Genomic DNA, 15,824 nt, shown 5'->3' with positions numbered 1-15,824 from the left:
CACCTATGACCTTTAGGTCCCACCTAAATAATCACGAATCCACTTAGTTTTGGACCCTGCAATTCTTCTGCTTCTAACTACTGTTAATTAGAATTAATTACAAAAAACCTTCTACTATACTTGGATATTACCAGTATTTTTAGTAGTATTTAGTAAGTTTAATACTAAAATGGGGGATGGGAATGGATATTTTTAATAGAATACAAAATACTATCAATATTGATTGGACTCAACTTAAAAGCTATGGCTTATCTATTCTTTACACGGTTATAATCACGTATGCTTTAATTTATTTGGTTAGGTTTATTCTCCACAATTTTTTTAAACATACCCATTTTTTTAGTGAGAAAAAAGAACAAACGATTGAATCCGTTGTACGCAACACGTCTACATATTTAGCTTTTTTTATAATTATTCTTGCTATGATTAAACCCTTTGTAGATATTAAAAATATACTTGTAGCGGGTGGAGTATTAGGAATAGTAGTTGGTCTCGGGGCCCAAAAGATTATGACTGACCTTCTGGCTGGATTTTTTATGATATTTGAAAAACAATTTCAGCGAGGAGATTTTGTTCATGTTAATGGGGAGATAGATGGTGGAACTGTCGAGGAAATGGGTTTTAGGGTGATAAAAATTCGTTTAGTGAACGGAAAACTGATGACTGTTCCGAATGGTGAAATCCGAAAAGTAGAAAATGGTAATGTAGAAAAGAGAAGGGTTTTTGAGAGTGTGATCGTAAGTTTCAAGGAAAATCCTGAGAAAATAGAAGAGTTACTTGGTCAGGCATGTGTTGAGCTCAACGAAAAGCACTACATTTATCTTAAAGAGGATATATTCGGTGAATATCTCGAACCATATCAAGTCCATGGATTATCTTCTTTAGATAGCAGCCTCTATGGCTATCGCTTTTCTGTGAAAGCTACTGTGGATGATGAACACTATTTAGAAGCAGCTCAATTGGTGAAGAAAGTCATAGCTCAAAAACTGTACGATAACCAAATTTGTTTAGCATCTCAACAATTTTCTATACAAGATAGACAAAAAGAATATACAGAACAATAAGAAATGCCGTCATCAAATGGTGACGGCATTTCTTATGATCAAGGTTACTCCCTATTGAAACTTATTTATATAATGAACAGTTTTCTGAGTATAGGAAATAATTAAAGAGAATAAAGGTAAGGTTCTTTATTTCTTCTCAGCAAGCCATGTAGCAACCTTCTCTGCCTCTTCGCCTTGAATTATTTCTGCTGGCATTCCTGTTGCACCATCGTTAATCGTTTCTAAAATTTCTTTTTTACTCATTTTATTTCCGATATCATCTAATTTCGGTCCGGCGTAGCCTTCTAAGGCATTGCCATGACAGGAAGCGCAATTATTGGCATATATTTTTTCTTCTTCCGTTTGAGGCTTTTGAGATTCTTCTTCATTACCGGAAGAGCAGGCTGTTAATGAAAAGGCCAAGCCAATCAGCAGGAGTGCTTTCTTGTACATTGGATTCTTTCTCCTTTCTGGGTTATCTAAGAATTACTTTACTGAAGTTTCAATTTTTGTCCACTATAAAGGTTTGTATAGAGTATCGATAAATCTATGACAAAGGACTCATATTTAAAAAAAACGAAATAACAGATAGACATTTGCTCAAATCAAGCATATACTAAGTTTGTGATATGCTTCACATATAGTTTTGATAAAATTAGAGCGAATGTTCACAATTTATTTACAGATTGTTTTTAAATAATCTGATATTATAAACTTATCAGATAGGATGTCAAAATTTTTTTCACTAGTAGGGACATTAATTATCCCGGTGGGACAATTAGTGACCATTAAACGATTTTCTATAAGGAGGAAATTATAGTGGCTATTAAAGAAGAAAAATTAGAAGAAGTCCTAACCGTTTCTGAGATGATTGAAGAGTTAATTGAAAATGGAAAATCTGCCCTGAGAACATTTGAAACATTTGATCAAGAAAAAATCGATGATATTGTTCATCAAATGGCAATTGCCGGTCTAGACCAACACATGCTTTTAGCCAAAATGGCAGTTGAAGAGACTGGCAGAGGGATTTATGAAGATAAATGTACTAAAAATATATTTGCGACTGAATATATTTGGCACAGTATTAAATATGATAAAACCGTTGGCGTCATTCATGAAGATGAACAAGCAGGTGTAATGGATATTGCAGAACCTGTCGGAATTGTCGCTGGTGTTACACCGGTTACGAATCCAACTTCCACTACTATGTTTAAAGCCTTAATATCGATTAAAACACGTAATCCCATCATATTTGCTTTCCATCCATCAGCCCAGAAAAGCTCCAAGATGGCAGCGCAAATTTTACATGATGCGGCTGTGGCTGCAGGTGCTCCTAAGGGATGTATTCAATGGATTGAACATCCATCTATCGAAGCAACCAAGCAATTAATGAATCATAAAGATATTGCATTAGTGCTTGCTACAGGTGGAGCAGGAATGGTGAAGTCAGCATATTCAACAGGTAAACCGGCACTTGGTGTAGGCCCGGGTAACGTACCATGTTATATTGAAAAGTCTGCTAAGTTAAAACGCGCAGTCAATGATGTGATTTTATCCAAATCGTTCGATAATGGAATGATCTGTGCTTCTGAGCAAGCAATTATTGTAGATGATGAAATCTACGAAGAAGTTAAACAAGAGTTTATTAAAAACAACTGCTATTTTGTAAATAGTCAAGAATTAATGAAACTAGAAGGTCTTGTTATTGATGAAAGTACATGTGCCGTTAATGCCAATATAGTTGGTAAATCTGCTGAGGAAATAGCTGAAATGGCCGGAATCAAAGTACCGGAGCATACAAAAATCTTGATTGCCGAAATCGATGGCGCCGGTCCACAATATCCTTTATCCCGTGAAAAATTAAGTCCAGTATTGGCTTGTATCCGTGTGAAATCTACGGAAGAGGGCTTTGGGGCTTGTATGGATATGCTAAACCTTGGCGGTCTTGGACACTCTGCCGTTATTCACAGTACGAATGAGCAAATCCAACGGGAATATGGATTGAAAATGAAGGCTTGCCGCATCATTGTAAATGCTCCATCTGCTCAAGGGGGAATTGGTGATATCTATAATGCCTTCATCCCATCTTTGACACTGGGCTGTGGTTCATATGGAAATAATTCAGTTTCTGAGAATGTTTCGGCTACTCACCTAATTAACGTGAAAAAGATGACACAACGCCGTAATAATATGCAATGGTTCAAATTGCCGCCTAAAATTTACTTTGAAAAATATTCAACACAATATTTAGCGAAAATGAGAAAAATCAAACGTGCTTTTATTGTAACTGATCCTGGTATGGTAAGCCTTGGTTATGTGGATATTGTTAAAGAATATTTGTGGAAAAATAAAGGAATTGAAGCCATTGAAATGTTTGCGGATGTAGAACCGGATCCATCTGATGAAACAGTTTTCAAGGGAGCTAAATTAATGCACAGTTTTGAACCCGACGTGATTGTCGCTTTAGGCGGGGGCTCCGCGCTGGATGCGGCTAAAGGGATGTGGCTATTCTATGAACAACCGGAAACTACATTCTTTAACATTAAACAAAAATTCATTGATATCAGGAAACGTACATTTAAATATCCTGACTTAGGTGAAAAAGCCCAATTTGTTGCCATACCGACAACATCCGGCACTGGTTCTGAAGTAACACCATTCGCCGTTATTACAGATAAGGAAACAAATGTAAAGTATCCTTTGGCTGACTACGCCCTAACACCGGATGTGGCCATTCTGGATTCGCAGTTTGTCATGACCGTTCCAAAAAACATCACAGCCGATACTGGTATGGACGTACTAACACATGCGATTGAAGCGTATGTATCCGTTATGGCAAATGATTATACAGATGGATTAGCTTTAAAAGCAATTGAACTTGTCTTTAATAACCTAAAAACAGCGTACCATGATGGAGCCAATGAGGAAGCGCGTGAGAAAATGCATAATGCTTCCTGTATGGCAGGAATGGCTTTCTCCAATGCATTCCTTGGAATAAATCATAGTCTGGCACATAAAATTGGAGCTGAATTCCATATCCCACATGGCCGTTCCAATGCGATTCTTTTGCCTCACGTTATCCGTTACAATGCGATACGTCCAAGAAAACATGCGCTCTTCCCAAAATATGAATACTATTGTGCGGATGAACGATATGCGCAAATCTCAAGAATGCTGGGACTTCCTGCAAATACAATGGAAGAAGGGGTTCAATCCTTAATTCAGGCTGTCACTGAACTTGGTAAATCATTAGAAATTGATATGAGCATTAAAGGACAAGGAATCACGGAAGAACGTTTTGAAGAACAAGTAAAAGTATTGGCAGAGCGTGCATTTGAAGATCAATGTACAACAGCCAATCCAAAATTACCTCTTATCAGTGAACTTGAAGAAATCTTAAGAGAAGCGTATAAAGGTATCTAAACAGTTAAAAAGACGGCACCCTGGTGCTGTCTTTTTTTGTACAATGGTATTTATCAATGGAGAAGCACCATTAGCCAAGTATCTGCATTCATATGCTATGATATGACGTAGGAGGGATCCTTTATGATTTATATTGGGGTAACCGGATGGGGTGACCATGATACCCTATATCCTGCGAATATAAAAGCTAAAGATAAACTGGCTGAGTATAGCAGCCATTTTCCAGTAGTGGAAGTTGATGCATCCTTTTATGCTGTACAACCGATCAAGAATGCGGAGAAATGGGTAAGAGAAACACCGGATACGTTTCGTTTCGTGGTTAAAGCTTATCAGGGAATGACAGGGCATCAGCGTGGCGATATCCCTTTTGAGACAAAGAAAGATATGTTTCTTGCTTTTAAGGAATCCTTAAAGCCATACATAGATGCAAATAAATTGGCGATGGTTCTGTTTCAATTTCCGCCATGGTTTGATTGTAACAAAGAGAATGTCCATTATTTAAGATATTGTAAAGAAATGATGGGAGATTGTAAGATAGCATTGGAATTTCGGCATCAATCATGGTATAACGAAAAATTTAGAGAAGCAACTTTGTCTTTTATGAAAGAGGAAGGTTGGATTCATTCTGTTGTGGATGAACCACAGGCTGGAGAGGGTTCTGTCCCGACAGTCCCCATTGCGACGAATTCAGAACTGACACTTGTACGGATGCATGGAAGAAACGTGTATGGCTGGAATAAACCGAATGATGCGAATTGGCGTGAAGTTCGTTATTTATATAAATATAATCAAGAAGAGCTACTTGAATGGAGAATGAGAATTACGGAGTTAGCAAAGGATACAAAGGATATTATTGTGTTATTCAATAATAATTCCGGTGGTGACGCAGCTGGTAATGCGAAAGAATTTCAAAAATTATTAGGAATTACCTATCAGGATTTAAGTCCGAGACAGATGGATTTATTTTAACTTGACTAAGGCAGAAATCTCCCGCCTCAGGCAGGTGCGAGATAAATACAAGAATAAGAAATTAATTCAGTGGAAGTTCAAACATCGACTAAAAATAAGTTAAAAGACTCCGGTGGATAGCAGAAAATCGCAAGGAAATTATTGGGCTGACGCCAAGACGATTTTTCGTCACAATAACACCCATGCATTATTAATTATATAAATGAAAACTAACTATAATCACTTAGCTTTATCTATATATACTGTATCATTGGAAGGCGGATCATATGAGTTATTTATTATTAATTATCGTTGGATTGACAGCCGGTTTTTTCGGTTCTCTGGTTGGATTGGGAGGGGGAATTATCATCGTTCCGATTCTTCTTTTTTTATCTGGTGGAGTTCTTGGTAACATCAACCCCCAAATGGCTGTTGGTACCTCTCTTTTCACCCTAATCTTTACAGGATTGTCTTCTACCCTTGCCTATTTAAAACAGAAGACAGTAGATTATAAAAGTGCTTATTTATTTCTGCTTGGAATTGCACCGGGCAGTTTAATTGGGGGATGGGCCAATTCCTATTTAAATGTGGAAGCCTTTAATATCCTCTTTGGGATTTTAATGGTCTTTATGTCCTTTCTGCTAATGATAAGGAATAAACTTAAGCCGAAAAAGAGCGATTTTAATGGCATGGTTACCCGTACATACATAGATAAGGAAGGGCAAGAGCACCAATATGGATACAGAAAAAGCAGTGCTATATTAGTTTCTTTTGTTGTTGGTTTTTTATCCTCTTTATTTGGGATAGGCGGAGGCTCGCTCATGGTTCCTGTGATGCTGTTAGCTTTCCATTTCCCTCCCCACGTCGCTGTAGGAACATCGATGCTGTTAATATTCTTCTCATCCATTATTGGATCCGTTAGCCATATCTTGCAAAGCCATGTCATCTGGCTCTATGCATTGGCCCTCATTCCAGGCGGATATATTGGAGCAAAATTGGGTGCATATGCTAATACAAAAATGAAAAGTACCACCTTGGTCATCGCACTCCGAATTATGCTGGTAGTCGTTGGCATAAAATTGATCTGGGAAGGGGTACAAGCGCTTATCTAGAGGTGAGAATATGAAAGAAACCATTCATTTATTTCATATAAATGATTTACATAGTCATTTTGAACATTGGGATAAAATTGTAACATATATGAACAACCAGCAAGCAGGTTATGAAGAAGCGGGAGATCTTGTATTTAAGCTCGATATTGGTGATCATGTTGACCGGTTTCATCCTTATACGGAAGGTACAATGGGAAAAGGGAACGTCCGGTTATTAAATGAGGCTGGGATCAGCGGCGCAACAATTGGTAATAATGAGGGAATTACTTTACCACATGATGAATTGGATCAATTATACAAGGAAGCAAAATTCCCGGTAACCGTGGCCAATCTTTATAAGCCTGATGGAAGTAAACCCGAATGGGCTATCCCCTACTATATCAGGGTAACACCAGAAGGGAGACGGATTGCTTTCTTTGGAGTAACAGCACCATTCACTGAATTATATCAGCTCCTTGGATGGTCCATAACAGACCCATTCATGGAGATAGAGCGTATTCTGAATGAATTAAATGGGAAAGCAGATATCATTATTTTACTCTCTCATTTAGGCTTACCAAGCGATGAAATAATTGCTGCTAAACATCCGGAAATCACCATTATACTTGGCGGGCACACTCATCATATTCTGCATAGCGGAAAAAAGATTAATAATACCCTCCTATGCTGTGCAGGTAAATATGGCATGTTTGTCGGGCATGTTGAATTAACGATAGATGAAGGATTTATTACCACACGGGCTACTCTTAAAGATATGAGGGCAGATGGATTGACAGACAAAGAACAGGAATTGGCCAATAAATTGTATAGAATCGGTGAGATATCACTGGACGAAGCAATCCTTACGTTAAAACAGCCTCTAAAAACAGATTGGTTTCACCAATCGGATCTTCCTGATATACTTTGCCAAGGTTTAAAGGATTGGTGTAAATCAGATATTGCTATAGTAAATTCTGGTTTATTACTGGATGGTTTGAAAGCCGGCGTTGTGACAAAATATGATATCCATAAAATTTGTCCACACCCAATCAATCCATGTGTTTTGACGATAAATGGAGAAAAATTAATCCAAATCTTGAACATGACCCGCAATCCCGAATGGCCTCACTTACAAGTGAAGGGTCTTGGTTTCCGAGGGAAAGTGATGGGATTATTTGTTTATGCAGGGATCCAATTGATAGATATAGAGAATCAGATTCAGTGGCTGCATAACGGGAAAAGTATCGAAAAAAATAAAATTTATCGGGTAGCTATCCCTGATATGTTTACATTTGGGTATTTGTTTCCGGAAGTCAGGGAGATTGAGAATAAGATGTATCTTATGCCGGAATTTCTAAGAGATATTCTTGCCTGGAAATTAGCACTGGAAACATCTTAAGGTTATTATTCCTGTGAATAGCCATATACTTTATGAACGATACCTTGAAAAAGGGGTGAAGCTCATGATAGAAATGTTGCCCTTTGAAATAGCCGGAAAATTATACAAGGGAGTATGTGTACAGTTGCCAAAGACATCTCTCCTTGTGATAGCCGGGCAGGAGGGATATATTATGTGCGGAGCGTTGGATATTGGATTGTTGAATGAACGACTTAAAGAGCGAAGGATCATTGCCGGCAGGGCCGTAGGTGTACGTACCTTTGAAGAATTGCTGAATGCTCCGCTCGAATCGGTGACCGATGAAGCTAAAAAGAGAGGGATTACCCCGGGAATGATTGGAAAAGATGCGATTCAGTTCATGTAGAGTATTCCTCGGTATAGGGGAATGCTCTTCTTTTTTGGATTCAGATACGTTTTAGAACGATTATAATGCTGGAGAATCATGATGAGTTTGGATAAACTCATCCTCTCCAAAAAAAGCGATTATTTATAATATATTCCAAAAATTAAAAGGAAATTTGGTTTAATCTGTTATAATAAGTTAGAAGATGTCAAATTATAGACATTTTAATCCTTTTCCTTAACAGAGGTATAAAAAATGAGAATCATTCAGACAGCTTATTTATCATCGGGTGTCGTTCTAGGAAAGCCAATCGTTGATATGAAGGGCCGAATCCTCTTGAATAAAGGTGTGCAAATTACAGATTGGCACATTAAACGGCTGCAGAAATATAATATCCTATATGTTTATATTGATGAAGTAGAAACCAGTCATATAATTCCTGAAGATAGTATTCCTGATAAACTCCGAAGAGGAGCTATTGTGACAATTAAAGATACTTTTGAGAATATGAAAGACGAGATCAAGCAATCCAAAAGTATGGTTATAGATCATGCTACTCTTAGCATGTCAAAACTTATCGATCAACTTACAGATGAATTAAAAGGTCACCAGGATTTATTTCATATTATTTCTGATATCTTTACATTTGACAACTATGTTTTTAATCATTCTTTAAATGTTACGTTATACTCACTCGCCATAGGATTGGAATTGAAATTAAAGCCAGAAACATTAAAAACTTTAGGACTTGGTTCCATTCTGCATGATGTGGGAAAAATGACCGTTCCAGAAGAAATCCTCTTTAAACCTGGCAAACTGACGGAAGAGGAATTCCATTTGATTAAACAGCATTCGGAGGATGGGTTCAACATACTCAGACAGGTCCATAGTCTTTCATTACTCGTGGCTCATTGTGCCTATCAACATCATGAACGACTTGATGGAAGTGGATATCCCCGCGGGCTAAAAAGCAATGAAATCCTGTACATGGCTAAAATTATTGCTGTCGCAGATGTTTTTGATGCTGTTACATCTAACCGGGTATATCGGAATGCCATGTTGCCAAGTGAAGCTTTGGAACTTTTGTATTCAGGCGTCGGCACGAAGTTTGATAGAGAAGTTGTAGATGCATTTAAGAGATCAGTAGCCATATATCCAGTAGGTATAGCAGTGGTATTAAGCGATGAACGCAAAGGGATTGTATCCAGGCAAAATATAGGTTTTAGCGATCGTCCAGTCATAGAAGTGTATGAAAAAAATGGTGAACCTTTACCATTTAGGTATGAGGTTGATTTGAAAAGCCAGTTGGATGTCACCATTCAAAAATGTGACGTCACTTACAGCAGCCACTCCCAGAAATTAAGCTAATAATCCCGTCCTTACAAGCATAGATATACTTGTAAGGAGGGGATTTTTTATGAAACGAATTAGAAGGAAACGAACTATTATGAGAGGTCCCTTGCCTGTTAAACATGTCCTCCTTATTACGTTTCTTTTCTTTATCGGAACAAGTTTGCTCAGCCTTTGGATTGTGAATGCAGCTATTGAACCCACATTGATGCGTTATGCCGAATCTGAAACCAAAAAACTTACCAGCTTGGTCATTAATCATGCGATAAAAGAAACCATTTCCAAAAATAGTGATATGAATGAAATTATTACAGATATACCGAAGCAGGGAGATAATATAGCAGTGGACGGAATCCAGTTTAACACTGAAATTATTAACAGGATTCGTTCAGAAACTTCTTTACTTATTCAAAAGCAATTAAGTCAAATAGAAAATGGCAATTTATCATCCTTTGATTATTTAAAGGATCAAGTAATGGCAGAGTCAAAACGTTCAAAAGGAACCATTCATGAGGTACCCCTTGGGAAAGCAACCAATAATGCTTTATTGGGCAATCTTGGTCCCAAAATCCCAGTGAAAATGGAAACCATCAGTGATGTTCAAAGTGACGTAAAAACGACCTTGGAGCCATATGGAATAAACAACGCACTAATCAAAGTCTATTTAGAGGTTGAAGTTCATGCACAGGTGATTATTCCATTTGCTTCAAAGCCAACGAAGATTACCACAAATATTCCAATGGGGATGAGAGTCGTGTCCGGTCATGTCCCAACTTATTTTAATGGCAGTGGAACAGGAGGAAGTCCAGCCATTCAATTGCCGACAAAATAGAGGTTCTGTCGGAAATTGGTCCTTTGGCAGTATAGTATTACTTACACCTCAGGGAAGCGTGAAGTTATTCTGGAACTCTTACATGTAATTAAGGATGAAAGACAAAGTGAAAGGCCTGAATCTTGTTTCATACAGAATTCAGGCCATTTCTATATTTACAGGATAGATCCGTCTTTTCATATCGGCTCAAAATTATCACTTTGCTTTTGCAGCTCTTTCTTTCCTCTCCCAAAGTCTTAAATATGGATATGGATCAAAGGACCATTCAGTTCGTCCGTTTTCTTTATACATTCCGTAATGAAGATGGGGAGGGAATTTTCCTGATGTGCCGGGTGGGCCATAGCCAGAACTGCCAACACCGCCAAGGAGAGTACCTGGTTCAACTAATTGGCCGACCTTAATCCCTTTTGCAAAACCATTCAGATGGGCGAAATAATGATAGGTGTTATTAATATCACGAATCCCGATTCTCCATCCACCGAATTTGTTCCAGCCTTTCAGCTCAACAATTCCGTAACAGGTAGACCTGACAGGTACACCATAATTTGCGAAGATATCTGTGCCTTCATGAGTTCGGCGGCCACCCCAGCCTCGGGCAACTCCCCATGTGCTGTTATATGTATAATGGCTGCCGAGAGGTACAGGGAAAGCTTTTTTCTGCAAATCAATGGTTTGATGTTTTTTAAATAATTCAGCATTGCTCATAATAATACTCACTGCCCTGTCCCTTTTATAGTATTCCCATATTCCAATACGGAAATTATCCTTATCTATTCCATAAGAAAGCAAATACTGATTGATTGCAGCTAATTGATCATATTCATTGGAACGATCTGCTTTTCCATCCTGATCACCATCTAGCCCCATGCCCCCAAAAAAAGAAATAGTTAATGGGTTAGTGTCTTCATTATTTAAATTTGCAAGGCCGGTCCACTTATCAGGGGGGATTAGAATACCTAATATATTAGGGTCCGGGAGATCTTTTCGAGCTAATCTGATACTTCGTTCATATTGGTCAAAAGCAGCTATATAGTACCAGGGTAGTAGGGTGGAGTCTTCGACTTGTTTGTACAATTCCATTCGTTTTTTAATTAGTTGCTGCTCATCTTGACTAGCTGCAGCCTGCATGGGTATACAAGTAGAAATCGTAGCTGCCAGGATGAATAGAATCAATACGCGATAGAACATATGGAACACTCCTTTACTTGTTCGTTAGTATACCGAAAAATATGGATGATTATTTTAGTTGGAAATTGGAAAGTAATTGTAATTCATATAAGATTGCTCATCCTACTAAGAGCAGGTAAAGGGTAGTAAAGTAAATGGAAGACAATTATGCACCATTCGAAGACGCAAATAAAAAACTTCATGGTTATATGTGGAGAATGATATAATAAGGAAACAAATCATGGATGAAATGAGTAAGAGGTGAACAAATGATTACCATTAATAACACTCAATATGAGATTGTAGAAGAATATGGTGATGGGTTTAATGAAGAAACTTTTAAAAGCCGTTTCAGTGAGATATTAAACCGCTACGACTATATTCTTGGGGATTGGGGATATGGGCAGCTTCGCCTTAAAGGTTTTTTTGATGACCAAAATCAAAAAGCATCGTACGATAATAAGATCAGCACCATCAAAGAATACCTTTATGAATACTGTAATTTTGGCTGTTCATACTTTATCTTAAAGAAGACTAAAAAGTAATTGAAAAGCCCTCCGATTTTTTAATGGGGGGCTTTTATGCATCGATTATGCTATTAGATAATCTCGTCTAAAAACTTCTTCCACTCCAATGCCTCATCACTCGTGATAGAAAAAGCGTATTCCAAATAACCGGGCTCCTCCAAATCATCTGGACCAATAATGGCAAATCGATTTCCCTGCATATCCAACACGAGTGTTTTTCCATAAAAACGATCGGTTCGGGTTAAAGCAAGGTCAATTCTGCTGTTGTCCCCCATAAAACTGACAAATCTTGTTTTCGTATCAAGTGTATCATCATAAAGAAAAAATTGTTCTGACATATAATCCCTCCGCCATTTTGATTTGTAGTATTTCACCTTTTAAATGTATAGCTTTTATTTTGTTCAATTATTGTATTATTTTAACATTTTTCAACAAAAATTTATAAAAAAGGATATAATAGGTTTATGATAAGTGTTCAGTATACTGGATATAAATTCCTACTATGCTTCTGTGAGAGGATTGTGTAATATGGTTCGTACCAATAACGGAAGAGTGAAATGGAATAAATGGCTATCCTTTTTTCTTCCGGATTCCAGACTTCTGTTCTATCCTCCAAAATTCACAATGAGAAACCCAATTGTTTCTAGGATAACAAAAGCATTTGGAAATCAAAATGAAATCGCTGTCGTTGTATTTCATTTGAGCAAAATGGATGAATTGAAGGAAATGGCGGGTGAGCAAGCCTATTATTCCTTCTTTTATGAGATGAAAAAAGACTTTGAGGACGCTATTAAAACATATATTTGTACGACAGATATTATGGGTGTTCAGGATTTTAATCGGGATAGCATTGTCTTGTATGTGAAGATGCCGTTGTCCACACCAGACGCCGATCCATTGGATAATATCATAGTAAATATACACCAGTCAGTCATGAGATCTCATGTATACAGACATTCGCCAATTGAGTTTACAGTTGGACATGGGTATATGTACTGTGACCGTACATATAAAAATGTCGAAACAGCAGTTAATCGGGCATTCGTTTTGGCACATTCGATGGCTCGTAATGAAGTAGAGCCGGATTATAATGAAATGATTCATCAGCTTACTGGTATTATCCATGATAAATCGATTCGCCTGATGTCACAGGCTATATTAGATGTAGAAACGGGCAAAGTGAAAGCCTGGGAAATGCTGTCGAGAGGTCCAGCTGGAACGAAGCTTGAAAACCCGTTAACGTTATTTGCTGTTGCTAAACAAACAGGCAGATTGTTTACCCTTGAAATGATTGTGCTGGAAAAGGTATTTCAGCATATACAAAAGACAGAAATAGAGGGCGATATTTTTATCAATTTCACACCCATTACGATGGGAGAACGTAATTTTTCACGTCATGTAGAGATGCTATTAAAGGAATATGAGATAGATCCGTCTATGGTTGTATTTGAAATAACAGAAAGAGATTCGATTGAAGGAATTCATTTATTAAGAGCAAATGTATGCTATTTGCGTTCAATTGGAATCAGGATTGCTATTGATGACACAGGAGCTGGCTATGCAAGCTTGCATATTATCGGAGAAGTATTGCCTGATATCATAAAAATCGATCGTACAGTCATACATAATATTCATTCCAACAGTGTGAAAGAATCTATGCTTAAAGGCTTGCTGCTAATTGCTAAAGAAACTGGTTCCCTTGTCGTGGCAGAAGGAATTGAAAATGAAGATGAAGCCAAAGTCATGAAACGGAATAAGGTAGACCTCGCTCAAGGATATTTTTATGGAAGACCACAATTTCTTGAACTTTCGTTGGCCACCATATAAGCTTATAAAGATAATCGATATGGTGAGATGATGAGGAGGAATACAGGATGTACTTCGTAGATCGAGAAGCAATTGAGGATAAACTGTGCTATATAGAAACACAGACAAATCTACTGGAGAGTAAAGAAGATTGGACTGAATCAGTTATTGAGAGTCTGGCATTAGAGCGTATCTTTCAAACAACCATAGATGCAATCCTGGATGTCGGAAATGCAATGATAGATGGTTTTATCATGAGAGACCCTGGCAGCTATGAAGACATTATTGATATCTTGCTGGATGAAAAAGTGATTGGCACAGAAATGGAGCCGAATTTAAAAGCATTGCTGCCCTATAGAAAAGCACTCGTACAAACCTACACAGCTATTCATCACGAGAACCTGCAAAAAGCAATCTATGAAAATTTGAGCACCATTCAACAGTTCCCAGCATGTGTAAGAAGCTATATTGAAACTGAGTTAGGTGTCGTGACCGCTTTTAAACCATATAATAAATTATAGTACATAGAAACGATGAGCCGGTATGCTTGTCGTTTATTTTTTATTTCCAAATTGGCGGGAATAGAGCGGAAAACGGGAATAATCGAGCCGAAGTGAGCGGAAATCGAACCAAAGTGAGCCGTAAACCAGCCATAGTTGACTAAAATCCAGCCAAACGCTCTTTCCAGGGGGAAAAGAGAGTCTGTTTTAACAAATATAAATGAAGAGTGCGGCTAAGGAAGGCGGAACCCGAGCCAAAGTGGGAGGGAATAGAGCAGGAAACGGGATAATCCAGCCGAAGTGAGCGGAAATTGATCTAAAGTGAGCCGTAAACCAGCCGAAGTTGACTAAAATCCAGCCAAACACTCTTTCCAGGGGTAAAAGGAGAGCTCAATTTCAAAAAAACAAACTGGGTAACCTTTCTGCAAAATTTGACATACTAAATAAGGAATAATATATAAAGCCCTATTAAACATAGGAGAGCTATCTAACGGGCTTCCGCTTTTCGATTGAATTCTACTGTGGTAAAGTAAATGGAGTAAATCTAACACGTCCAGGAGAGAACAAGCGTATGAAAAAGTATAAAGGTTATTTAATTGATTTAGATGGAACGATGTACAAAGGAACGGAAAGGATACTGGAAGCTGTCCATTTTGTGCAAGAACTTAAGAGACAGGATATTCCTTATTTATTCGTAACGAATAATTCATCACGTACTCCTGAGCAGGTAGCTGAAAAGCTACGTCAATTTGAAATTCCTGCTACAGGAGAGCAAGTGTTTACAACAAGCATGGCTACCGCAAACTATATATATGAGAAAAAACAGGATGCCTCCGTTTTTATTATCGGTGAAGACGGTATCATTGAAGCATGCAAAGAAAAAGGATTTGCCTTTAAAGAAGAAGATGCTGATTTTGTAATTACTGGTATTGACCGTGGTATTACATATGAAAAATTAACGGTAGCCTGTCTGGCTGTCCGTAATGGAGCCACATTCATTTCAACCAATGCAGATATTGCGATTCCAACGGAGAGAGGCCTGTTACCGGGGAACGGATCCTTAACTTCCGTTGTTACCGTATCCACACAAACGGAGCCTATTTTTATCGGAAAGCCGGAATCTATTATTATGGAACAGGCCATGAAGGTACTCGGGTTAGCTAAGGAAGAAACCCTAATGGTTGGTGACAACTATGATACAGATATTATGGCTGGAATAAATGCCGGAGTTGACACACTGCTTGTTCATACAGGTGTTACGACCCGAGAACATTTAAACGGGTATGATCAAAAGCCGACCTATACAATCGATTCATTGGATCAATGGACCATCTAATTTAAAAAAAAGGGTCTCACATCTAAGGAAATATTTCCTTTAAAGTGAGTCCCTTCTTA

General features: G+C 37.9%; 15 protein-coding genes. 12 read left to right on the top strand and 3 right to left on the bottom strand.

Going from position 1 to position 15,824, the window contains the following annotated elements:
* Window positions 1–182 precede the first annotated feature (182 nt).
* The gene (locus AC4G3K_RS10835) at window positions 183–1,064 is read left to right on the top strand and encodes a mechanosensitive ion channel family protein (RefSeq protein ID WP_491133299.1); all 882 of its coding nucleotides are present in this window, start codon (window positions 183–185) and stop codon (window positions 1,062–1,064) included.
* A 126-nt stretch (window positions 1,065–1,190) separates the two neighbouring features.
* Here AC4G3K_RS10835 and AC4G3K_RS10830 read toward each other — a convergent pair whose 3' ends face one another.
* A complete protein-coding gene (locus tag AC4G3K_RS10830) occupies window positions 1,191–1,496 on the bottom strand; it encodes a c-type cytochrome (protein WP_491077628.1) in 306 nt (101 codons plus the stop codon).
* Window positions 1,497–1,862: 366 nt separating this feature from the next.
* Here AC4G3K_RS10830 and adhE point away from each other — a divergent pair, with 366 nt between their 5' ends.
* The 7 genes from adhE to yunB all read left to right on the top strand — a co-directional run bounded on the left by adhE (window position 1,863) and on the right by yunB (window position 10,429).
* Window positions 1,863–4,466, top strand: coding sequence for a bifunctional acetaldehyde-CoA/alcohol dehydrogenase (adhE, locus tag AC4G3K_RS10825; RefSeq protein WP_491133298.1), 2,604 nt, complete (start codon window positions 1,863–1,865; stop codon window positions 4,464–4,466).
* 123 nt (window positions 4,467–4,589) lie between these two features.
* Window positions 4,590–5,435, top strand: coding sequence for a DUF72 domain-containing protein (locus AC4G3K_RS10820; protein ID WP_491077630.1), 846 nt, complete (start codon window positions 4,590–4,592; stop codon window positions 5,433–5,435).
* Window positions 5,436–5,701: 266 nt separating this feature from the next.
* The gene (locus AC4G3K_RS10815) at window positions 5,702–6,526 is read left to right on the top strand and encodes a sulfite exporter TauE/SafE family protein (protein WP_491077631.1); all 825 of its coding nucleotides are present in this window, start codon (window positions 5,702–5,704) and stop codon (window positions 6,524–6,526) included.
* Window positions 6,527–6,536: 10 nt separating this feature from the next.
* Window positions 6,537–7,904, top strand: a complete 1,368-nt coding sequence (locus AC4G3K_RS10810; RefSeq protein ID WP_491133297.1) for a bifunctional metallophosphatase/5'-nucleotidase — start codon at window positions 6,537–6,539, stop codon at window positions 7,902–7,904.
* Between the two features lie 64 nt (window positions 7,905–7,968).
* The gene (locus AC4G3K_RS10805; protein WP_491133296.1) at window positions 7,969–8,268 is read left to right on the top strand and encodes a YunC family protein; all 300 of its coding nucleotides are present in this window, start codon (window positions 7,969–7,971) and stop codon (window positions 8,266–8,268) included.
* Window positions 8,269–8,502: 234 nt separating this feature from the next.
* Window positions 8,503–9,615: an HD-GYP domain-containing protein gene (locus tag AC4G3K_RS10800; protein ID WP_491133295.1), complete on the top strand. Its 1,113-nt coding sequence runs from the start codon at window positions 8,503–8,505 to the stop codon at window positions 9,613–9,615.
* A gap of 49 nt (window positions 9,616–9,664) precedes the next feature.
* On the top strand, window positions 9,665–10,429 hold the full coding sequence (gene yunB, locus AC4G3K_RS10795) for a sporulation protein YunB (RefSeq protein WP_491133294.1): 765 nt from the start codon (window positions 9,665–9,667) through the stop codon (window positions 10,427–10,429).
* Between the two features lie 195 nt (window positions 10,430–10,624).
* Here the strand turns inward: yunB and AC4G3K_RS10790 are convergent, their stop codons facing one another.
* Entirely contained in the window at window positions 10,625–11,617 is a 993-nt protein-coding gene (locus AC4G3K_RS10790) for a M23 family metallopeptidase (RefSeq protein ID WP_491077636.1), read from the bottom strand.
* Window positions 11,618–11,865: 248 nt separating this feature from the next.
* On the opposite strand from AC4G3K_RS10790, the gene AC4G3K_RS10785 reads away from it, so the two are divergent.
* Window positions 11,866–12,141 carry a YutD family protein gene (locus AC4G3K_RS10785; protein ID WP_491077637.1) on the top strand — a complete coding sequence of 92 codons (276 nt, stop codon included), beginning with the start codon at window positions 11,866–11,868 and terminating at the stop codon, window positions 12,139–12,141.
* A 53-nt stretch (window positions 12,142–12,194) separates the two neighbouring features.
* Here AC4G3K_RS10785 and AC4G3K_RS10780 read toward each other — a convergent pair whose 3' ends face one another.
* Window positions 12,195–12,461 (bottom strand): DUF3055 domain-containing protein, encoded by a 267-nt coding sequence (locus AC4G3K_RS10780; protein WP_491133293.1) that lies wholly within the window; start codon window positions 12,459–12,461, stop codon window positions 12,195–12,197.
* Window positions 12,462–12,651: 190 nt separating this feature from the next.
* On the opposite strand from AC4G3K_RS10780, the gene AC4G3K_RS10775 reads away from it, so the two are divergent.
* The 3 genes from AC4G3K_RS10775 (at window position 12,652) to AC4G3K_RS10765 (ending at window position 15,765) form a co-directional block, all read left to right on the top strand.
* Window positions 12,652–13,950 (top strand): EAL domain-containing protein, encoded by a 1,299-nt coding sequence (locus AC4G3K_RS10775; protein WP_491133292.1) that lies wholly within the window; start codon window positions 12,652–12,654, stop codon window positions 13,948–13,950.
* Window positions 13,951–13,997: 47 nt separating this feature from the next.
* The gene (locus tag AC4G3K_RS10770) at window positions 13,998–14,450 is read left to right on the top strand and encodes a DUF86 domain-containing protein (protein WP_491077640.1); all 453 of its coding nucleotides are present in this window, start codon (window positions 13,998–14,000) and stop codon (window positions 14,448–14,450) included.
* Window positions 14,451–15,000: 550 nt separating this feature from the next.
* Window positions 15,001–15,765 (top strand): TIGR01457 family HAD-type hydrolase, encoded by a 765-nt coding sequence (locus AC4G3K_RS10765; protein ID WP_491077641.1) that lies wholly within the window; start codon window positions 15,001–15,003, stop codon window positions 15,763–15,765.
* Window positions 15,766–15,824 lie beyond the last annotated feature (59 nt).

The sequence above is a fragment of the Bacillus sp. z26 genome (assembly GCF_058313635.1).
This window is presented reverse-complemented; position numbering and strand designations above follow the sequence as displayed.